At 70.9% G+C, this 20,610-nt stretch carries 20 protein-coding genes and 1 pseudogene; 17 read left to right on the top strand and 4 right to left on the bottom strand.

The window, feature by feature from the left end; translation table 11 throughout:
- Positions 1–127: 127 nt before the first annotated feature.
- From ACFYWX_RS42165 to ACFYWX_RS42115, 11 genes are all read left to right on the top strand, one after another.
- Complete coding sequence (locus tag ACFYWX_RS42165; RefSeq protein ID WP_389430567.1) at positions 128–1,777, top strand: CTP synthase; 1,650 nt, start codon at positions 128–130, stop codon at positions 1,775–1,777.
- Between the two features lie 83 nt (positions 1,778–1,860).
- Positions 1,861–2,487, top strand: a complete 627-nt coding sequence (locus ACFYWX_RS42160; RefSeq protein WP_389430540.1) for an NUDIX domain-containing protein — start codon at positions 1,861–1,863, stop codon at positions 2,485–2,487.
- Between the two features lie 196 nt (positions 2,488–2,683).
- Positions 2,684–4,741 carry a tetratricopeptide repeat protein gene (locus ACFYWX_RS42155; protein WP_389430539.1) on the top strand — a complete coding sequence of 686 codons (2,058 nt, stop codon included), beginning with the start codon at positions 2,684–2,686 and terminating at the stop codon, positions 4,739–4,741.
- Between the two features lie 135 nt (positions 4,742–4,876).
- Positions 4,877–6,001, top strand: coding sequence for an alanine dehydrogenase (ald, locus tag ACFYWX_RS42150; protein ID WP_389430538.1), 1,125 nt, complete (start codon positions 4,877–4,879; stop codon positions 5,999–6,001).
- A 394-nt stretch (positions 6,002–6,395) separates the two neighbouring features.
- Positions 6,396–7,520: a ParA family protein gene (locus ACFYWX_RS42145; RefSeq protein WP_389430536.1), complete on the top strand. Its 1,125-nt coding sequence runs from the start codon at positions 6,396–6,398 to the stop codon at positions 7,518–7,520.
- Positions 7,505–8,083 (top strand): hypothetical protein, encoded by a 579-nt coding sequence (locus ACFYWX_RS42140; RefSeq protein WP_389430535.1) that lies wholly within the window; start codon positions 7,505–7,507, stop codon positions 8,081–8,083. The genes ACFYWX_RS42145 and ACFYWX_RS42140 overlap by 16 nt, the downstream gene beginning before the upstream one ends.
- 18 nt (positions 8,084–8,101) lie before the next feature.
- Entirely contained in the window at positions 8,102–9,109 is a 1,008-nt protein-coding gene (locus tag ACFYWX_RS42135; protein ID WP_389430534.1) for a segregation and condensation protein A, read from the top strand.
- Positions 9,106–9,804: an SMC-Scp complex subunit ScpB gene (gene scpB, locus ACFYWX_RS42130; RefSeq protein WP_389430533.1), complete on the top strand. Its 699-nt coding sequence runs from the start codon at positions 9,106–9,108 to the stop codon at positions 9,802–9,804. Before ACFYWX_RS42135 ends, scpB begins: the two co-directional genes overlap by 4 nt.
- On the top strand, positions 9,804–10,892 hold the full coding sequence (locus ACFYWX_RS42125; RefSeq protein WP_389430532.1) for a pseudouridine synthase: 1,089 nt from the start codon (positions 9,804–9,806) through the stop codon (positions 10,890–10,892). The genes scpB and ACFYWX_RS42125 overlap by 1 nt, the downstream gene beginning before the upstream one ends.
- A 91-nt stretch (positions 10,893–10,983) precedes the next feature.
- Positions 10,984–11,703: an NUDIX domain-containing protein gene (locus ACFYWX_RS42120; protein WP_389430530.1), complete on the top strand. Its 720-nt coding sequence runs from the start codon at positions 10,984–10,986 to the stop codon at positions 11,701–11,703.
- Positions 11,700–12,725 (top strand): ADP-ribosylglycohydrolase family protein, encoded by a 1,026-nt coding sequence (locus ACFYWX_RS42115; protein WP_389430529.1) that lies wholly within the window; start codon positions 11,700–11,702, stop codon positions 12,723–12,725. Before ACFYWX_RS42120 ends, ACFYWX_RS42115 begins: the two co-directional genes overlap by 4 nt.
- 15 nt (positions 12,726–12,740) lie before the next feature.
- Here ACFYWX_RS42115 and ACFYWX_RS42110 read toward each other — a convergent pair whose 3' ends face one another.
- Together ACFYWX_RS42110 and ACFYWX_RS42105 are read right to left on the bottom strand one after the other, a co-directional pair.
- The gene (locus ACFYWX_RS42110) at positions 12,741–13,145 is read right to left on the bottom strand and encodes a Rieske (2Fe-2S) protein (RefSeq protein ID WP_389430528.1); all 405 of its coding nucleotides are present in this window, start codon (positions 13,143–13,145) and stop codon (positions 12,741–12,743) included.
- Positions 13,142–13,423, bottom strand: a pseudogene (locus ACFYWX_RS42105) (DUF6529 family protein); the annotation flags it as partial. The pseudogene ACFYWX_RS42105 and the gene ACFYWX_RS42110, both read right to left, overlap by 4 nt.
- Positions 13,424–13,598: 175 nt before the next feature.
- Here ACFYWX_RS42105 and aroH point away from each other — a divergent pair.
- The 5 genes from aroH (at position 13,599) to der (ending at position 18,030) form a co-directional block, all read left to right on the top strand.
- Positions 13,599–13,961, top strand: a complete 363-nt coding sequence (gene aroH, locus ACFYWX_RS42100; protein ID WP_389430527.1) for a chorismate mutase — start codon at positions 13,599–13,601, stop codon at positions 13,959–13,961.
- Complete coding sequence (locus ACFYWX_RS42095; RefSeq protein ID WP_389430526.1) at positions 13,958–15,043, top strand: prephenate dehydrogenase; 1,086 nt, start codon at positions 13,958–13,960, stop codon at positions 15,041–15,043. Before aroH ends, ACFYWX_RS42095 begins: the two co-directional genes overlap by 4 nt.
- A 98-nt stretch (positions 15,044–15,141) precedes the next feature.
- Positions 15,142–15,828, top strand: coding sequence for a (d)CMP kinase (gene cmk / locus ACFYWX_RS42090; protein ID WP_389430524.1), 687 nt, complete (start codon positions 15,142–15,144; stop codon positions 15,826–15,828).
- On the top strand, positions 15,825–16,472 hold the full coding sequence (locus ACFYWX_RS42085; RefSeq protein ID WP_389430523.1) for a lysophospholipid acyltransferase family protein: 648 nt from the start codon (positions 15,825–15,827) through the stop codon (positions 16,470–16,472). Before cmk ends, ACFYWX_RS42085 begins: the two co-directional genes overlap by 4 nt.
- Positions 16,473–16,551: 79 nt before the next feature.
- Positions 16,552–18,030, top strand: coding sequence for a ribosome biogenesis GTPase Der (gene der, locus ACFYWX_RS42080; RefSeq protein WP_389430522.1), 1,479 nt, complete (start codon positions 16,552–16,554; stop codon positions 18,028–18,030).
- 51 nt (positions 18,031–18,081) lie between these two features.
- Here the strand turns inward: der and ACFYWX_RS42075 are convergent, their stop codons facing one another.
- Both ACFYWX_RS42075 and ACFYWX_RS42070 read right to left on the bottom strand, forming a co-directional pair.
- On the bottom strand, positions 18,082–18,498 hold the full coding sequence (locus tag ACFYWX_RS42075) for a hypothetical protein (protein WP_389430521.1): 417 nt from the start codon (positions 18,496–18,498) through the stop codon (positions 18,082–18,084).
- Positions 18,499–18,584: 86 nt separating this feature from the next.
- A complete protein-coding gene (locus ACFYWX_RS42070) occupies positions 18,585–19,367 on the bottom strand; it encodes a hypothetical protein (protein ID WP_389430520.1) in 783 nt (260 codons plus the stop codon).
- A 521-nt stretch (positions 19,368–19,888) separates the two neighbouring features.
- On the opposite strand from ACFYWX_RS42070, the gene ACFYWX_RS42065 reads away from it, so the two are divergent.
- Positions 19,889–20,572 (top strand): transglycosylase family protein, encoded by a 684-nt coding sequence (locus tag ACFYWX_RS42065; protein WP_389430519.1) that lies wholly within the window; start codon positions 19,889–19,891, stop codon positions 20,570–20,572.
- The last annotated feature ends 38 nt before the right edge of the window (positions 20,573–20,610 follow it).

Below are 20,610 nucleotides of genomic sequence, written 5' to 3'. Positions count from 1 at the left end.
ATACCCTGGTAGCCCGTGGACCGGTGGGCTCGAAACCCCCGAACCGCAGCGACGGCGACTCCGGAAATCTCCGGCCTGCAGCCGCACCGCACCCCCAGACCGCGACCACGGGAGCCCCGTCTTGGCCATGCCGCCCAAATCTACGACGACCAAGCACATCTTCGTCACCGGGGGTGTCGCCTCCTCTCTCGGCAAGGGTCTCACCGCCTCCAGCCTCGGCATGCTGCTCAAGGCTCGTGGGCTGCGCGTCGTGATGCAGAAGCTCGACCCGTATCTGAACGTCGACCCGGGCACGATGAACCCCTTCCAGCACGGCGAGGTCTTCGTCACCAACGACGGTGCCGAGACCGACCTGGACATCGGACACTACGAGCGCTTCCTCGACCGCGACTTGGACGGCTCCGCCAATGTCACTACAGGCCAGGTCTACTCGACCGTCATCGCCAAGGAGCGGCGCGGCGAGTACCTGGGTGACACCGTGCAGGTCATCCCGCACATCACCAACGAGATCAAGCACCGCATCCGCCGTATGGCCACCGACGAGGTGGACGTGGTCATCACGGAGGTCGGCGGCACCGTCGGCGACATCGAGTCGCTGCCGTTCCTGGAGACGGTCCGCCAGGTGCGGCACGAGGTCGGCCGGGACAACGTCTTCGTGGTTCACATCTCTCTCCTGCCCTACATCGGCCCCTCGGGCGAGCTGAAGACCAAGCCCACCCAGCACTCGGTCGCGGCCCTGCGCAACATCGGTATCCAGCCGGACGCGATCGTCCTGCGCTGCGACCGCGAGGTCCCCACCGCGATCAAGCGCAAGATCTCCCTGATGTGCGACGTCGACGAGGCAGCGGTGGTGGCCTGCCCGGACGCGCGCTCGATCTACGACATCCCGAAGACCGTGCACGGCGAGGGCCTGGACGCCTACGTCGTGCGCAAGCTGGACCTGCCGTTCCGTGACGTGGACTGGACGACCTGGGACGACCTGCTCGACCGCGTCCACAAGCCCGACCACGAGATCACCCTCGCGCTGGTCGGCAAGTACATCGACCTGCCCGACGCCTACCTCTCGGTCACCGAGGCGCTGCGCGCCGGCGGCTTCGCCAACCGGGCCCGCGTCAAGATCAAGTGGGTCACCTCGGACGACTGCAAGACCCCGGCCGGCGCCGCGCAGCAGCTCGGTGACGTCGACGGCATCTGCATCCCGGGCGGCTTCGGCGACCGCGGTGTGCTCGGCAAGGTCGGCGCCATCCGCTACGCCCGCGAGAACAGGATCCCGCTGCTCGGCCTCTGCCTGGGCCTGCAGTGCATCGTGATCGAGGCCGCGCGCAACCTGGCCGACATCCCCGACGCCAACTCCACCGAGTTCGACGCGGCCACCGGCCACCCCGTCATCTCCACCATGGCCGAGCAGCTCGACATCGTCGCCGGTGAGGGTGACATGGGCGGAACGATGCGGCTGGGGATGTACCCGGCCAAGCTCGCCGAGGGCTCGATCGTGCGCGAGGTGTACGACGACAAGGAGTACGTCGAGGAGCGCCACCGGCACCGCTACGAGGTGAACAACGCCTACCGCGCCGAGCTGGAGAAGAAGGCGGGCATCCTCTTCTCGGGCACCTCGCCGGACGGCAAGCTCGTCGAGTACGTCGAGTACCCGCGCGAGACCCACCCCTACCTGGTCGCCACGCAGGCGCACCCGGAGCTGCGCTCGCGTCCCACGCGGCCGCACCCGCTGTTCGCCGGCCTCGTGAAGGCCTCGGTCGAGCGGCAGAATTCCAAGTAACACAACCGGTTGTACGGTGGCCGGGGTGCATACCTTCAAAGGTGGGCACCCCGGTTTTGTTTTGGCTTGTGGGAGGACACGGCATGACGATCAAGGACACCCCCGAGGAGTGGGAGATCCGGGCGACGGAGACTCCCTTCGTGGGCGGCAAGACCTCCGTCCGCACCGACGAGGTGGTCATGCCGAACGGTGAGCCGGCCCGCCGCGACTACCAGGTCCACCCGGGCTCCGTGGCCGTCCTCGCCCTCGACGACGAAGGCCGTGTCCTGCTCATCAAGCAGTACCGGCACCCCGTGCGCCACAAGCTGTGGGAGATCCCGGCCGGTCTGCTCGACGTACCGGGCGAGAACCCGCTGCACGCCGCCCAGCGCGAGCTGTACGAGGAGGCCCACGTCAAGGCCGAGGACTGGCGGGTCCTGACCGATGTGTACACGAGCCCCGGCGGCAGCGACGAGGCCGTGCGGGTCTTCCTCGCCCGTGGTCTGTCCGCGGCCGAGGGGCAGCGCTTCGAGGTCGAGGACGAGGAGGCCGACATGGAGCACGCGCGCGTGCCCGTCGAGGAACTCGTCCGGCACGTGCTCGCGGGCGAACTGCACAACACGTGCCTCGTCGTCGGCGTCCTCTCCCTGGTCGCCGCCCGCAACGGCGACGGCCTCGACGCACTGCGCCCCGCGGAGGCACCGTGGCCGGCGCGGCCCTTCGAGGCGTGAGACATCATCCTTTCGAGATGTCTGCGAGGTGTGGGGCAGCCCCCTCCGCTTCCGGTGTGACCATCGCCTGATCCGATCGGGGGATGTCTCCGCCGCGCTCCTCACGGAACGTCGCAGAGAGTGAACTAGGCTCTTTGAAACGCCCGAACCGGAGTCCCGGCGGGCTTGCGCGTGCGGTGGGACGGGAGTGTGGCCCGTGACGGATCAGGCGGTGGACACGGACGGAGTGCAGCTGTCGGGACACGCGGCCGCGCAGTCCCATTTCCTGGGCCGCACACGGGAGTTGAAGGAGCTGCGCGCCGACATCGAGCGCGCGGGACTGGACACCCTGGCCGGACGGAAGGCCCCACGCGCGCGCGTGCTCCTCATCGCGGGCCGCCCCGGCTCCGGCCGCACGGCCCTCGCCGAGGAGCTCGTACGACAGGTCGCCGACGGCTACCCGGACGGGGTGTTGCGCGCCCGTCTGAGCGAGAGCGACGGCACGCCCGTGCCCGTCGACCGGGCCGCCCGCCAGCTGCTGACCGCCCTGGAGCTGCCGACCCCCGCCGGGGCCGCTGAGGACGACCTCACGGCGGCCCTGCGCGACGCCCTCGCCGACCGGCGCATGCTGCTCCTGCTGGACGACGCGGCCGACGCCGAGCAGGTCGACGCGCTGCTGCCGGACACCCCGGAGTGCCTGGTCGTCGCCGTCTCCGGGGGCCCGCTGACCGGGATCTCCGACGTCCGTCCGTGCACCCTGGGCGGACTGGACACCAAGTCCGCCCTGGAGCTGCTGACCCGCTACACCGGCTCGGTCCGCATCACCGTCGACCCCCGGGCCGCCGAGGGGCTCGTCGAGGAGTGCCAGGGCCAGCCCGCCGCCCTCACACTGGCCGGCGGCTGGCTCGCCGCCCGCCCCAAGGCCGCCGTCTCCGACTTCGCCAAACAGCTGCGCGCCGACGGCAACGAGGGCACGCCCCTCAGCCGAGTCTTCCGGCTCACCCACGGGCTGCTGCCCACCCCGGCCGCCCGGATACTGCGCCTGCTCACCCTCGCCCCGGCCGGCCTCGTCGACCCGCACACCGCCTCCGCGCTGGCCGGCTGCTCGGTCGGCAGCGCCCGCACCACCCTCGACGACTTCGTCGCCCTGGGCCTGCTGCGGTCCGTCGCCTCGCCGCTGCCGCAGTACGAGGTACCCGGCTGCCTGTATCCCCAGCTCAAGGCCCTCGCCCACACCCAGGAGCGTCCGGCCGAGCTCCAGCTGGCCCGCGCCCGCATGCTGGAGCGGACGGTACGGCTGCTCCAGTCCTGCCGGGCGATCACCGAGACCGACGCCCCCGAGGCGCGCGAGAAGCTCCAGGACATGTCGCCCGACGTGCGCTTCCCCACCCCCCGGGCGGCGGCCGACTGGCTGCGCATCCGCAGGCCCGCCCTGCTCGCCTCGGCCCGCCTCGCGGTCGCCGACGGGGACGTGGACACGCTGGCCCGCCGCCTGATGTCCCAGCTGGTCAGGGCGATGGTCGCGCACGTCGGCACCCAGGCGGCCGCCCCCGACCTCTACGACATCCACGGGCTGGTGCTGGACGTGGCCGAGCGCCGCGGACTGCACCGCGAGCGGGCCGCGGCCCTGTTGAACCTCGCCGACCTCGACGCCCGCACCGGCCGCACGGCGGACGCGCTGGTCCGCTACCGGGCCGCGCTGGACGCCGGACGGGAGGCCAACGACCCATACGCGACCGGGCGGGCGATGGAATCCGTAGGGGGCGCGCACCTGGAGCTCGGCGACTACGACCGGGCCGCCGACTGGTTCGGCCGGGCCCTCGCCCAGCGGCTGGCCCGCGACGAGCCCGCGGAAGCAGCCCGGCTGTACGGCCGGATCGCCGCCGCCCACACCTACGCGGCCCGCTACGGCGAGGCGCAGCGGGCCTGGCGGGCCGCTCTCGCCGGGTACCGCCGGACCGGCGATGTGGCGGCCCACGCGCGGGCGTTGAGCGAGCTGGCGCGGGTCCAGGAGTACGCGGGCCGGCCCGAGGAGTCGCTGCGCACCTGCCAGGAGGCCGTGGAGTGGGCGCGGCGCGCGGAGGACGTACGGCTTCAGGCCGCGCTGCACCTGCGGATCGCCGACACCCTGGAGCATCTCGGCGATCCCACGGCGGCTCGGATGCACCGCGGCGCCGCCGAGCGGATGCTGGTGGAGGAGGCCCAGGACCATGATCCGGCCCCGGAACAGGACGCTAATGCCTGCGAAATCCGTAGTACATCCGCTGAAGATTGATGCAATGGAAGGCTAGACAGCGGGTACACCTTCATTAGACTGGCTCTACCGCACGTTCTCCTGCGGTTCTCCCGGCGTGCCCCTGCATGCCCGGGTATGTATCGCTATGCCCCCACACCCTCTGAGCCAAGGACCGTGATCGACGTGAAGGTCGGTATCCCCCGCGAGGTCAAGAACAACGAGTTCCGGGTGGCCATCACCCCCGCCGGTGTGCACGAGCTGGTGCGCCACGGCCACCAGGTCGTCGTCGAGCGGGGCGCCGGCGTCGGCTCCTCCATCCCCGACGCCGAGTACGTCGTCGCCGGTGCCGAGATCCTGGACACCGCCGACGAGGTGTGGGCCGCCGCCGACCTGCTGCTGAAGGTCAAGGAGCCCGTCGCCGAGGAGTACCACCGCCTGCGCAAGGACCAGACGCTCTTCACCTACCTGCACCTGGCCGCCTCCAAGGAGTGCACCGACGCGCTCGTCGAGTCCGGCACCACGGCGATCGCGTACGAGACCGTCGAGCTGCCCAGCCGCGCGCTTCCGCTGCTCGCCCCCATGTCCGAGGTCGCGGGCCGCCTCGCCCCGCAGGTCGGCGCCTACCACCTGATGCGTGCCAACGGAGGCCGCGGCGTGCTGCCCGGCGGTGTCCCCGGTGTGCTGGCCGGCCGGGCCGTCGTCATCGGCGGCGGCGTCTCCGGCTGGAACGCCGCGCAGATCGCCATCGGCATGGGCTTCCACGTGACGCTGCTCGACAAGGACATCAACAAGCTCAAGGAGGCCGACCGGATCTTCGGCACGAAGATCCAGACGGTCGTCTCCAACGCCTTCGAACTGGAGAAGGCGTGCCTGGAGGCCGACCTCGTCGTCGGCGCCGTGCTCATCCCGGGCGCCAAGGCCCCGAAGCTGGTCACCAACGAGCTCGTGTCGCGGATGAAGCCGGGAAGTGTCCTTGTCGACATCGCGATCGACCAGGGCGGCTGCTTCGAGGACTCCCGCCCGACCACCCACGCCGAGCCGACCTTCCGGGTCCACAACTCGGTCTTCTACTGCGTCGCCAACATGCCCGGCGCGGTCCCCAACACCTCCACCTACGCCCTCACCAACGCCACGCTGCCCTACATCGTCGAACTCGCCGACAAGGGCTGGGTCGAGGCGCTGCGCCGCGACCCCGCGCTGGCCAAGGGCCTCAACGCCCATGACGGCAAGGTCGTTTACAAGGAAGTTGCTCAGGCGCACGGTCTGGAGCACGTCGAGCTGGCCTCACTGCTCGGCTGAGTCGCCAAGTCACCAGTGAAAAAGGCGATACGTCAACAGAGGTCGTCAACGCCACGCACCAGGCCGGACCTTGCCCGACAAGGTCCGGCCGGATGTGTGTATGGTCACTTTGCGACTCTCGGTCAACTCGCCTCGAACGTAACCCTTCGACCGATTCGCACACCGGCGAAACCTACCGTGCGACGGCCGTACGCCCTTGACAGCGGGATGTTTCATTGCCGACACATCCTGCCGGGTCCGGCGGATTGTGTTGCTGCGGACCGCCGACACGCCATAGAGTCGCCAACCGTCGGCATGGTGCCACGCTGACCTGTCTAGAAGTTTCCTGGTCACCAAGGAGGTAAGACGACTTGTGAATGAGTCGACATTTTCTCCCGGGGGTGGTCAACCAGGAATGCCCGCACAGGCCGAGGGTCCCGCGGGGTTCGAGGTTGTCGGCTCCGTCGCGGTGCGCACCTTCGCAGCCCACCAGAGTCCGCAGGCGACTCGGACACACCACAGCATGGATGGCCATCACGTGAACGCCATGGCCGGCGACGGAAGTGGCGCGCCCCACAACCACTTCGCCGACTACGACGAACTGCCCGAAGGGCACTTCTACGACCCCGACGCCGAGTACGAGCCGGACCCGGAGTACGCGGCCACGCTCGCGCCCGACGCTGCCCGCCAGCGCCGCGAGCGCGTCGGCCCGACCGGCCGCCCGCTGCCGTACTTCCCGATCCCGGGCCCGCTGACCGACCACGGCCCCGCGAAGATCATCGCGATGTGCAACCAGAAGGGCGGCGTAGGCAAGACGACGTCGACCATCAATCTGGGTGCCGCGCTCGCGGAGTACGGCCGTCGCGTGCTGCTCGTGGACTTCGACCCGCAGGGCGCGCTGTCGGTCGGACTCGGCGTCAATCCGATGGAGCTCGACCTCACCGTCTACAACCTGCTCATGGAGCGGGGGATGGCGGCCGACGACGTGCTCCTGAAGACGGCGGTCCCGAACATGGACCTGCTGCCGAGCAACATCGACCTGTCCGCCGCCGAGGTCCAACTGGTGAGCGAGGTCGCGCGCGAGTCGACGCTGCAGCGGGCGCTGAAGCCGCTGCTGCCCGACTACGACTACATCGTGATCGACTGTCAGCCCTCGCTCGGCCTGCTCACGGTGAACGCCCTGACGGCCGCGCACAAGGTGATCGTGCCGCTCGAGTGCGAATTCTTCGCCCTGCGTGGTGTGGCGCTGCTGACGGAGACCATCGAGAAGGTCCAGGAGCGGCTCAACCCCGAGCTGGAGCTCGACGGGATCCTCGCCACGATGTACGACTCCCGGACCGTGCACAGCCGTGAGGTGCTCGCGCGGGTCGTCGAAGCGTTCGACGACCACGTCTACCACACCGTCATCGGGCGCACGGTGCGCTTCCCGGAGACCACGGTCGCCGGTGAGCCGATCACCACCTACGCGTCCAACTCCGTCGGTGCCGCCGCCTACCGCCAGCTCGCCAGGGAGGTGCTCGCCCGGTGTCACGCCGAGTGAGTCTGCCGGGGGCCGACGAACTGTTCCGTACGACAGGGGGAATGGCGCTCCAGCCGTCCACTCCCCGGCGGGGGGCCAACGGCGAGGCCCGGGTGCCGGCTCCCGCCGGGGAGAGCGACGGGGTGGCCGCCGCGTCGCCGCCGTCCGCGGACGCCCCGCAGGCCGTGCCCGCGCGGGGCGGGGACGGCGAGGGCGCGGAGCATGTGGCGGCGGAGGCGGAAGCGGGCGATGCGGGGGAGTCCCGCAGCCGTTCCGCTGCCGCGGAGCGTTCGCCGCGGCGGCAGGGAGCGGCGCAGGAAGGTTCTGCCGCGGCGCCGCGCAAGCGCGGGAGAGCGGCGGCTCGGCGGCCCAGTGGGCGGGAGCGGCACGACGAGAAGATCACGGTGTACGTGTCCGCCGAGGAGCTCATGGATCTGGAGCACGCGCGGCTGGTGCTCCGGGGTGAGCACGGGCTCGCTGTCGACCGGGGGCGCATCGTGCGGGAGGCTGTCGCCGTGGTGCTGGCGGATCTGGAGTCGCGCGGGGACGCGAGCATCCTCGTACGACGGCTGCGTGGGCGGTAGCGGTAGCCTGCGGAGGCTATGACCTCGAACGACGTTCCCCGGTCCGGTGTACCCGGCGGTCGTCGGCGTGCGCTGGGGCGGGGGCCCGGAGCGGCGCCTGTCTCGGCTGAGGTTGAGTCCGCGGCTCCGGCCGGTGAGCCGGAACGTGAGCCCGGAGCTGTCGAGCTCCAAGAACCCGCCGACTCGCGAGAGCCCACCGAGTCCCGAGAACCCGGTGACGGGGTCTTCAAGGTTCGCCTCTCCAACTTCGAGGGCCCCTTTGACCTGCTGCTGCAGCTCATCTCGAAGCACAAGCTCGACGTCACCGAAGTCGCGCTGTCGAAGGTCACCGATGAGTTCATGGCGCACATCCGGGCGATGGGGCCGGACTGGGACCTGGATCAGACGACCGAGTTCCTCGTCGTCGCCGCGACCCTGCTCGACCTGAAGGCCGCTCGGCTGCTGCCCGCCGCGGAAGTCGAGGACGAGGCCGACCTCGCGCTGCTCGAAGCGCGGGACCTGCTCTTCGCGCGGCTGTTGCAGTACCGCGCGTACAAGCAGATCGCGGACATCTTCAGCGGGCGGCTCGAGGAGGAGGCGCGGCGGTATCCGCGGACCGTGGGGCTGGAGCCGCACCACGCCGAGCTGCTGCCCGAGGTGGTCATCAGCATCGGGGCGGAAGGATTCGCCAGGCTGGCGGTCAAGGCGATGCAGCCCAGGCCGAAGCCGCAGGTGTACGTGGACCACATCCACGCGCCGCTGGTAAGCGTCCAGGAGCAGGCCGGGATCGTGGTCGCGCGGCTCAGGGAGCTCGGGGAGGCCAGCTTCCGGGTGCTCGTCGAGGACATCGATGACACGTTGACCGTGGTGGCACGCTTCCTCGCCCTGCTGGAGCTGTACCGGGAGAAGGCCGTCGCCCTCGATCAGGAGGACGCGCTCGGTGAGCTGACCGTGCGGTGGACCGGCGGGAACGGGGAAGCCGAACCCATGGTGACGGACGAGTTCGACCGGCCGCCGGAGCAGCCCAAGGAGGAGAAGAAGGCGTGAGTGAGGACACCATCGACGCCGCCATCGGCGCCACCGCCGACGCCCCGGCCGGGCTGCGTGCCGTCGCCGACCTCGACCTCAAGCCCGCCCTGGAGGCCGTGCTCATGGTCGTGGACGAGCCCGCCACCGAGGAACACCTGGCGAAGATACTGGAGCGGCCCCGCCGGCAGATCGCGGACGGGTTGCGCGAGCTGGCCGACGAGTACACCGTGCAGGGCCGCGGCTTCGAGCTGCGGTACGTGGCGGGCGGCTGGCGCTTCTACAGCCGGGCCGAGTACGCGCCCGCCGTCGAGGGCTTCGTCCTGGACGGCCAGCAGGCCCGCCTCACCCAGGCCGCGTTGGAGACCCTCGCGGTCGTCGCCTACCGTCAGCCGGTGAGCCGCAGCCGCGTCTCGGCCGTACGAGGAGTCAACTGCGACGGGGTCATGCGCACCCTCCTCCAACGCGGTCTGGTCGAGGAGGCGGGCACGGAACCCGAAACAGGTGCGATCCTGTACGTGACGACGAACTACTTCCTGGAACGGATGGGCCTGCGCGGTCTGGACGAGCTCCCGGAGCTCGCGCCCTTCCTCCCGGAGGCGGAGGCGATCGAGGCCGAGACCCAGGAAGCCGTACCGTCGTTCGATCCGGACGCCCCGGACCCGGACGACGGTCCCGGGATGAACATGCCCAATTCGACGACGACGGAAATTTGATGCGAAGCAGCGGCAGCGGTAGCGGCAAGAGCGGCGGGCGCGGTAACTACCGCGGGGCCGGCAACAACAAGGACCAGAAGCAGGGTCAGGGCCAGGGCCAGGGGCAGGGGCGTCCCCGCAAGCCCCGGCCCGAGGAGCGCCGCTACGACGTGGGTCCCGGCGCGTCCCCGGACGGGCCGAAGTCCGGACGCGGCGGTGCCGCGCGCGGCGGTGCCAAGGGCGGGCCCAAGAAGGCCCAGCCGCAGGGCGGGCGTACGGCTCCGGCGCGCTCGCGGGAGTACGAGGCGCGGGCCGAGGAACGCAACCGCGAGCGGTACGCGGGCAAGAAGGACGTCAAGCTCCCCAAGACCTTCCCCGGCGCCGAGCAGGAGGGCGAGCGGCTGCAGAAGGTCCTCGCGCGCGCGGGCTACGGCTCCCGGCGCGCCTGCGAGGAGCTGATCGAACAGGCGCGCGTCGAGATCAACGGCGAGATCGTCCTGGAGCAGGGCAAGCGCGTCGACCCGGAGAAGGACGAGGTCAAGGTCGACGGCCTGACGGTCGCCACGCAGTCGTACCAGTTCTTCTCGCTGAACAAGCCCGCCGGTGTCGTCTCCACGATGGAGGACAACGAGGGCCGTCAGTGCCTGGGCGACTACGTGACCAACCGCGAGACGCGGCTGTTCCACGTGGGCCGGCTCGACACCGAGACCGAGGGCGTCATCCTGCTCACCAACCACGGCGAGCTGGCGCACCGGCTGACCCACCCCAAGTACGGCGTGAAGAAGGTCTACCTCGCGCACATCGTGGGCCCGATCCCGCGCGACCTGGGCAAGCGTCTGAAGGACGGCATCCAGCTGGAGGACGGGTACGCCCGCGCGGACCACTTCCGCGTCGTCGAGCAGACCGGCAAGAACTACCTCGTCGAGGTCACGCTGCACGAGGGGCGCAAGCACATCGTCCGCCGCATGCTGGCCGAGGCCGGCTTCCCGGTCGACAAGCTGGTGCGGGTCGCCTTCGGGCCGATCACCCTCGGCGACCAGAAGTCGGGCTGGCTGCGCCGGCTGTCGAACACCGAGGTCGGGATGCTGATGCAGGAAGTCGACCTGTAGGGGTTTTTGAGGGCTCTTGAGCCGACCAGGGCTTGTGCGTGACCGCACCCCCTTTTTATAGTCGTGGTGACTATAAAAAGGGGGTGCGGTCATGCGGGGCTACGACAAGCACGCCCACGAGCCCTTCGCCGTCACCGTCGACCTCGCCGTCCTCACCCTCCGCGCGGGCGCGCTGCACGTGCTGCTCGTCGAGCGCGGCCAGGAGCCGTACGCCGGCAGCTGGGCGCTGCCCGGCGGCTTCGTGCGGCCGGACGAGTCCGCGGAGACGGCGGCCCGCCGCGAACTCGCCGAGGAGACCGGGCTGTCGGACGTCTCCGGGCTGCACCTGGAGCAGTTGCGCACCTACAGCGAGCCCGGCCGCGACCCGCGGATGCGCGTGGTGTCGGTCGCCTTCGCCGCGCTGCTGCCCCACGCGCCCGAACCGCACGGCGGCGGCGACGCGGCACAGGCGCGCTGGCTGCCGTACGACACCGCGCGGCCGCTCGCCTTCGACCACGAGCGGATCCTGGCCGACGCCCACGAACGCGTCGGCGCCAAGCTCGAGTACACCTGCCTCGCCACCGCCTTCTGCCCGCCCCAGTTCACCCTCGGAGAGCTGCAGGAGGTCTACGAGACCGTGTGGGGCACCGGTCTCGACCGGCCCAACTTCCGCCGCAAGGTGCTCTCCACGCCCGGCTTCGTCGAACCCGTCCCCGGCGCCGCCCGGCTGACCGGCGGCCGCGGCAAACCGGCCGCGCTGTACCGCGCGGGCACCGCCACCACCCTGCATCCGCCCCTGCTTCGACCGTCCCCGGAAGGACGTCCCGCATGACCGCCTCCACCACCGTCCGCAAGCGCGCCGCCACCGGGACACTGTTCGGGCTCGCCCTCGGGGACGCGCTCGGCTTCCCGACCGAGTTCAACGACGTGCCGTCGATCCTCGCCAAGTGCGGCCCCTGGCGGCGGATGGAGCTGATCACGCCCGCGATCGTCAGCGACGACACGCAGATGACGCTGGCGGTGGGGCAGGGGCTGCGGACGGCCATGGACCGGGGGGTGCTCGGACCGAAGCGGTTCGAGCGGCCCCTCCGGGAGGAGTTCGTGGACTGGTACCAGTCGCCGCAGAACAACAGGGCGCCGGGCCGAACCTGCATGGTCGCCTGCAATCTGCTCAAGGACGAGCAACGAGCCTGGCAGGACGCCAGCCAGATCCACTCCAAGGGCTGCGGCGCCAACATGCGCGTCGCGCCGGTCGGCCTCGCGCCCGGACTGAGCGACGAGCAGCGCGCGGGCGCCGCCCAGTTGCAGGCCGCGCTCACGCACGGGCACCCCACCGCGCTCGCCGCCTCCGACCTCACCGCGCACGCCGTACGGCTGCTCGCCCAGGGCGCCGATCCGGCCGCACTCGTCGGGCTGCTGCGGTCGTACGCCCTCGACAACCGCTCCCACTACCACCACGCCTGGCTCGGCGACCTGTGGACCCGCAGCCAGGACCCCACGCCCGAGCACTTCATGGCGCGCGGCTGGGACGAGTGCCTGGCGATCCTGGAGCGGCTCCAGGACGCCGTGCGCACCGTCTCGCCGGAGGACGACCCCTGCCTGGCCACCGGGGAGGGCTGGATCGCGGAGGAGGCCCTGGCCACCGGGCTGCTCTGCTTCCTGCTGTTCGTCGACGAACCGCTCACCGCCCTGCGCCGGGCCGCCTGCACCTCCGGGGACTCCGACTCGATCGCCTGCCTGACCGGCGCCTTCGCGGGCGCCTACCTGGGCGCCGACGCATGGCCGTCGGAGTGGGCCGACCGGATCGAGTACCACGGCGAACTGGTGACGCTCGGGGCGCTCTGGGACCAGTGAGGGTTGTAGGACCGCTTACGTCAGCTGGATCGACTCGCCGTCGACGGTGATCTGCTTCTCGGGCAGCGGCCTGGTCGCCGGGCCGTTGGCCACCGAGCCGTCCTGGATACGGAACCTGCTCCCGTGGCACGGGCAGTCGATGGTGCCGTCGGCCACGGTGCCCACCGTGCAGCCCTGATGGGTGCAGACCGCCGAGAAGGCCTTGAAGTCGCCCTTCGTCGGCTGGGTGACCACGACCTTCTCGTCCTTGAAGATCTTGCCCCCGCCGACCGGGATGTCGGCCGTCCTGGCCAGCTCCTGCCCGGAGGCTTCCGCGGAGGAGGAGCCGTCCCCGTTGTTGCCGCAGCCGATGCCGAGCGCCGCCGCGCCCGCCGCGCCCGTTGCGAGGAGAACCGTGCGTCGTGTCGCGGGATGGGTCATGTCGTCACTCCGAAGGTGCGGAAGAACCAGAGGGCGGAGGTCAGCCGGACGACCGTGAGCGCGACGAACACCAGCCCGCCGACGATCGGCAGCAACCATCCCGGGAGTCGCTCCGGGCGGAGCAGCAGCATCTTGGCGCCGAAGGCTCCGAAGAAGAAGCAACCCAGGAGAGAATGCCACAAAACGCGTGTTTCATACGTCTGATATCCCAACGCGCACAAACAGTGCACCGCGACCGGTACGGCCACGAGGAACGCCACCCGCCCCGACCAGCGGTGCGGTACCCGTCACCGCGCCGGTCGCCGGGGCGATGGCCGGCGCGGGCGAGGGCTCCCCGTCGCGGGTGAGGCTCGTGCCGCCGTCTCAACGGGCGGGCGATGCGCGCCGGTGGGGCCCGGCTGACTACGCTGGACGAGCGAAGAGCCGATACGTACGGGAGCAAGGAGCGGTGCCGTGGCGGTACGAGCGGTCCGGGGGGCCGTCCAGCTGGAGAGGGACGAGGCCGGACACATGGACGAGCAGGTCGGAGCCCTGCTCACCGCCATCCTGGAGCGGAACTCGCTCACAGCCGACGACCTGATCAGTATCTGGTTCACGGCCACGCCCGACCTGCACAGCGACTTCCCGGCGGCCGCCGCCCGCAAGCTCGGCATCGTCGACGTGCCGCTGATCTGCGCCCAGGAACTCGACATCGCGGGCGCCATGCCCCGTGTCGTCCGGATCCTCGCGCACATCGAGTCCGACCGGGCCCGCACCGACATCAGCCACGTCTACCTCGGCGCCGCGGCCGCCCTGCGCAAGGACATCGCCCAGTGAGAACCGCACTCGTCATCGGAACGGGGCTCATCGGTACGTCCGCCGCCCTCGCCCTCGCCCAGCGGGGCGTCGTCGTCCACCTCACCGACCACGACCCGGAACAGGCCCGCACGGCCGCCGCGCTCGGCGCCGGCACGGACGAGGCCCCCGAGGGTCCCGTCGACCTCGCGCTCGTCGCCGCGCCGCCCGCCCACGTGGCCCGGGTGCTCGCCGACGCCATGCGCCGGGGCGCGGCCCGTGGCTACCTCGACGTGGCCAGCGTCAAGGGCGGCCCGCGCCGCGAGCTGGAGGCGCTGGGGCTCGACCTGTCGGCGTACATCGGCTCGCACCCCATGTCGGGCCGCGAGAAGTCCGGCCCGCTGGCCGCGACCGGCGACCTCTTCGAGGGGCGGCCCTGGGTGCTCACGCCGACCCGGGACACCGACACCGAGGTGCTGAACCTCGCCCTGGAGCTGGTGTCGCACTGCCGGGCCGTTCCGGTGGTGATGGAAGCGGACGCCCACGACCGCGCGGTGGCGTTGGTCTCCCACATGCCCCACCTGGTCTCCAGCATGGTCGCGGCACGCCTGGAGAACGCCGAGGAGGCCGCCGTACGGCTGTGCGGGCAGGGCATCCGGGACGTGACGCGGGTCGCCGCCTCCGACCCCCGGATGTGGATCGACATCCTCTCCGCGAACCCGGGGCCGGTCGCCGACCTCCTCGCGGACGTCTCGGCCGACCTCGACGAGACCGTCCGGGCCCTGCGCTCGCTGCAGTCCTCCGACGAGGACAAGCGCCGCGAGGGCACCGTCGGCATCGAGGACGTCCTGCGCCGCGGCAACGCCGGCCAGGTCCGCGTCCCCGGCAAGCACGGGTCCGCTCCGCGGGCCTACGAGGTCGTGGCCGTGCTCATCGACGACCAGCCCGGGCAGCTGGCCCGCATCTTCGCCGACGCGGGGCGGGCCGGGGTCAACATCGAGGACGTACGCATCGAACACGCGACGGGGCAGCAGGCGGGTCTCGTCCAGCTGATGGTCGAGCCGAAGGCGGCGGCGGTACTGACCGCCGCGCTGCGCGAGCGCGGGTGGGCGATCCGGCAGTAGGGCGTGCGGCCGGACGAGTGATGTGCACCCAGTAACCTTGTGCGGGGCACGTCCGCGCCCCGCAACCCCACCGCACCGCACCAGGAAGGTGTCCCCTCGTGGAAAACGGCGCCGCCCAGCCCGTGATTGTCGCCATCGACGGCCCCGCCGGCACCGGCAAGTCGAGCACGTCGAAGGCCGTGGCGGCGCAGCTCGGCCTCAGCTACCTGGACACCGGTGCCCAGTACCGGGCGATCACGTGGTGGATGGTGAGCAACGGCATCGACCTCGACGACCCGTCCGCGATCGCCGCCGTGACCGGCAAGCCCGAGATCGTCTCCGGCACCGACCCGGCCGCCCCCACCATCGCGGTCGACGGCGTGGACGTCTCCGGACCGATCCGCACCCAGGAGGTCTCCTCCAAGGTCAGCGCGGTCAGCGCCGTACCGGAGGTGCGGGCGCGGATCACCGAGCTGCAACGCTCGCTGGCGACCTCCGCCGAGAAGGGGATCGTCGTCGAGGGCCGTGACATCGGCACGACCGTGCTGCCGGACGCCGACCTGAAGATCTTCCTCACCGCCTCCCCGGAGGCCCGTGCCGCCCGCCGCAGCGGCGAGCTGAAGGGTTCCGACGTCAACGCCACCCGCGAGGCCCTGATCAAGCGGGACGCGGCCGACTCCAGCCGCAAGGCCTCGCCGCTCGCCAAGGCGGACGACGCGGTCGAGGTGGACACCACCGAGCTGACGCTCACGCAGGTCATCGAGTGCGTCGTCACCCTCGTCGAGGAGAAGCGGGCCGCGAAGTGACCGAGCTGCCATCGGCCAGGGGCGCCGAGGTCGGACGGCGCATCGGCGTCGGCCTGATGTACGGCCTGTGGCGGCCGCGCGTCCTCGGCGCCTGGAAGGTGCCCGCCACCGGGCCGCTGATCTTCGCGGTCAACCACTCCCACAACATCGACGGCCCGATGGTCATGGGCGTGGCACCCCGGCCGACGCACTTCCTGATCAAGAAGGAGGCGTTCGTCGGCCCGCTCGACCCCTTCCTCACCGGCATCGGCCAGCTGAAGGTGGACCGCGACACCACCGACCGCACGGCGATCACCCGCGCGCTGGGCGTGCTGGAGAACGGGGGAGCGCTCGGCATCTTCCCCGAGGGCACCCGGGGCGAGGGCGACTTCGCCTCACTGCGGGCCGGACTCGCCTACTTCGCGGTGCGCGGCGGTGCCCCGGTCGTGCCGGTCGCGGTGCTGGGAAGTACCGACCGTCCCGGACGGTTGATAAAAGGGCTGCCTCCGCTGCGCAGCCGCGTCGACGTCGTCTTCGGCGATCCCTTCGAGGCGGGCGACGGCAGCGGACGGCGTACGCGCAAGGCGCTGGACGAGGCGACCGTGCGCATCCAGAAGCAGCTCACCGCGCACCTGGAAAACGCCAGGCGGCTCACCGGCCGCTAGGCGACACTGAGTAGTGGATCAACCCGGGGAATCCGGGCGTTCCACCGATCACCACGATGAACTACGAGGTACGGACTTCATGAACGACCACATCCAGCCCGAGGGCTCGGCCGAGCACGAGCACGACCACGGGGCGCTCGGCGACGCCGAGTACGCGGAGTTCATGGAGCTCGCCGCGGAAGAGGGCTTCGACCTCTCGGACGTCGAGGGCGCCATCGAGGAGGCCGGTCACGGACCGCTGCCCGTCCTCGCCGTCGTCGGCCGCCCCAACGTCGGCAAGTCGACCCTCGTGAACCGCATCATCGGCCGCCGCGAGGCGGTCGTCGAGGACAAGCCCGGCGTCACCCGCGACCGCGTCACCTACGAGGCCGAGTGGGCGGGCCGCCGCTTCAAGGTCGTCGACACCGGCGGCTGGGAGCAGGACGTCCTCGGTATCGACGCCTCCGTGGCCGCGCAGGCCGAGTACGCGATCGAGGCCGCCGACGCCGTCGTGTTCGTCGTCGACGCCAAGGTCGGCGCCACCGACACCGACGAGGCGGTCGTACGGCTGCTGCGCAAGGCCGGCAAGCCGGTGGTGCTGTGCGCCAACAAGGTCGACGGCCCGAGCGGCGAGGCCGACGCGTCGTACCTGTGGTCCCTGGGCCTCGGCGAGCCGCACCCGGTCTCCGCACTGCACGGCCGCGGCACCGGCGACATGCTGGACGCCGTCCTGGAGGCGCTGCCGGAGGCGCCCGAGCAGAGCTTCGGCGCCGCGATCGGCGGCCCGCGCCGCATCGCCCTCATCGGCCGCCCGAACGTCGGCAAGTCCTCACTGCTGAACAAGGTGGCGGGCGAGGAGCGCGTCGTCGTCAACGAAATCGCCGGCACCACCCGTGACCCGGTCGACGAGCTCATCGAACTCGGCGGCGTCACCTGGAAGTTCGTCGACACGGCCGGCATCCGCAAGCGCGTCCACCTCCAGCAGGGCGCCGACTACTACGCCTCGCTGCGCACCGCGGCCGCCGTCGAGAAGGCCGAGCTGGCGGTCATCCTGATCGACGCCTCCGAGTCCATCTCGGTCCAGGACCAGCGCATCGTCACCATGGCCGTCGAGGCGGGCCGCGCGGTCGTCCTGGCGTTCAACAAGTGGGACACCCTCGACGAGGAGCGCCGCTACTACCTGGAGCGGGAGATCGAGACCGAGCTGAACCAGGTGGCGTGGGCGCCCCGGGTGAACGTCTCGGCGCGCACCGGCCGGCACATGGAGAAGCTGGTCCCGGCGATCGAGACGGCCCTGGCGGGCTGGGAGACCCGGGTTCCGACGGGCCGTCTGAACGCCTTCCTCGGCGAGCTGGTCGCCGCCCACCCGCACCCGATCCGGGGCGGCAAGCAGCCGCGCATCCTCTTCGGCACCCAGGCCGGCACCAAGCCGCCGCGGTTCGTGCTCTTCGCCTCCGGCTTCATCGAGGCGGGCTACCGGCGCTTCATCGAGCGCCGCCTGCGCGAGGAGTTCAGCTTCGACGGGACGCCGATCCATATCTCGGTGCGGGTGCGCGAGAAGCGCGGAAAGAAGAAGTAACGGCAAAAGGGGCGGCCCTGTGGGGCCGCCCCTCTTCCATGTCGTCCTGCTTCAGAGGCCTCTGCGTGGGCCCGGCGGCAGCGCCGCCGGGATGTGGTGCATCGTGGCGTGCTGCTGCGCGGGCTGACCGAGCTGACCGACGCGCTGCCACTGGGACTGCTGTCCCGAGCCGCTTCCCTGCCGTGCGCTGTGCGCCCCCGCGCTGTAGGCGCTGTACGAGCTGCTGAACGTCCCCGAGCGGTGTTCCGAGTACGCGCTCATGCCGTGCGGGATGTTCCCGAAGGCGGTGAACCCCAGCTCCTCCTCGCCGCTGCGGTCACCGGGCAGCGAGCGGTACGACTTGACGTACTCCGCGTAGAGCGCGTCGTAGATCGGCGTGGCCGATGGGCCCCCCTGAGGATCCTGACCCGGTCGAGCGGAAGGGATCGACTGGAAGGACGGGCGGCGAGGAACGTCGTATGCGTGCACGTATGTCCAAACGACCCCGAACCAGAAGAGATGCGGCTGTGCAGCGCCCCGCTAGGGGCGCGGGGTGATCCCCACTCGAAAGGCGCTCACGTCCCCGCGAGAGGCAGCGCCGCCCCCACCAGCTGTCCGTTCGCCGCCGCCTTGTCCAACGCGTCCCGCAGCAGGTCCTCCCGCGGCTGACGCCCGATCGACCCCACCGGCGCGGCGAACATCAGCACCTGCTGGTGCTTGTTGGCGGCCGCGCGCCACCCCTCCGTCACCTGGAGCGGCTGGTGCGCCTGCCACCAGGCGACCGGCTGGCTGCCGTGCGCGCCCGGCTGCAGCACCGCGTGCAGCTGTCCCATCGCGAGCAGCACCGACCAGCCGTGCTGCACCGGCGGCACGGAGCTCAGCTGGGACAGCGGCATGAAGCCCTGCTCGATGAGAAGCGGCAGGAAGTCGTCGCCGGCGCCGGTGGTGCCGGGGCGCACGACCGGCGCGGTGGGCTCGACGACCAGGGCCGGGTGCAACTCGCCGGCGATCAGGACGAGTCCGCTGGTCACGCCGAGCACGGCCTGCTCGGGCACGATCTTGTCGGGCTCCAGGTCGACGGTGTCGCCGCTGATGGAGCGTACGGCGCCCTGCAGCTGCTCCTCGGTGACCTGGACGACCTGCGAGGGCAGGCAGCCGGCGTGGGCGAAGGCGAGGACGGCGGTCTCCTCGCCGATGAACAGGACGGTGCTGGTCCGCTCGTGCTGGGAGTCGCCCGGGGTGCGGCAGGACGTGCAGTCGTAACTGCCCGGGGCGTTCTCTCCGGCGAGCAGCCGGTCGGCTTCTTCGTGGCCGATCTCGGCGCGTACCTCGTCGCTGACGTCGAGCATGCGCGGCACGGGTGGCTCCCTCGGAAATGTGATGCGTTGGCGAAGCCGGGTGGGTCCCCGGCTCATGAAGAAGACAACGGGCGATCTGTGGTGGGAGTCACGCTGTACGGCGAACGGAATCGAACCATCAGGCGCGGACGGTTGCGGAGGGTGCGGAATTGCATACCCATTGTGAAGTAACAGGAAGGTCACGGAAGTTGGTGCTGTGAGCTGGCTCACTGCCCGTTCGAGTCGCTGCCCGGCAAATACATAAATAGACGCATGAAGTGGGTGTTTCAATTCCGCCGATACTCGCGGTAACACCCAACTGGCCTGCGACAACAGGGAATTGGTTGATAACGGCTCGTCAGGATCCCTAGATTGCTCCGCCGTGTGCAGCGAGCACCGCTCGGGAACGTCCGCCGGCCGCGCAGAGCCAGACACCGCGCAGCATGACCGTCGGCGGACGGGACGGAGCGCGACACCCGCGTCGACGCGTGGGAGAAGCGCCCCGCCTTGGGGGAGACCCGGGTTTGCAGAGAGGGATCTTCATGTCCGAATGTGCCGATAACAGCCGTACCAGCAAGGCTCGTACGACGGCGGTCCTCGCCGGGGCGGCCCTGCTGGCCCCGCTCGGACTGCTGGCCGCCACCGGCAACGCCGCGGCGGCGGACGGTGGGGTATGGGACCGCATCGCCCAGTGCGAGAGCGGCGGCAACTGGCACATCAACACCGGCAACGGCTACTACGGAGGACTCCAGTTCTCCGCGAGCACCTGGCGCGCGTACGGCGGCACCGCCTACGCGTCCACCGCCGACCGGGCGAGCAAGGCACAGCAGATCTCCGTCGCCACCAAGGTCCAGAGCGCCCAGGGGTGGGGTGCGTGGCCGACGTGTTCGGCGCGCGCGGGAGCGTCCGGCGGGGCACCAGCGGCGTCGTCGGGCTCGGGTTCGAGCTCCGGTTCGGGTTCGGCGCAGGGTTCGGGATCCGCGCAGGGTTCGGGCTCGGGGTCCACCAACGCGGCGCCCTCGACGTCGTCGAAGACGGCGGAGCGGTCGTCGGTGCACACCAACCGCGGTGCCTCCCGCGGCGACTACACCGTCCGCGAGGGCGACACCCTGGGCGAGATCGCCGCCCGGCAGGGGACCACCTGGCAGAAGATCTACGCCGCCAACAAGGGCGTCATCGGCGGTGACCCCAACCTGATCGTGCCCGGCCAGCGCCTGGCGCTCTGAGCAACTGTTCCTGCCGGCGGCCGGCAGGGATGAAGGGC

This window comes from Streptomyces sp. NPDC002888 (genome assembly GCF_042888465.1).
GTDB lineage: Bacteria > Actinomycetota > Actinomycetes > Streptomycetales > Streptomycetaceae > Streptomyces.
Note: the sequence above shows the minus strand (reverse complement) of the source record. Positions and strands in the feature narration are given on the sequence as shown.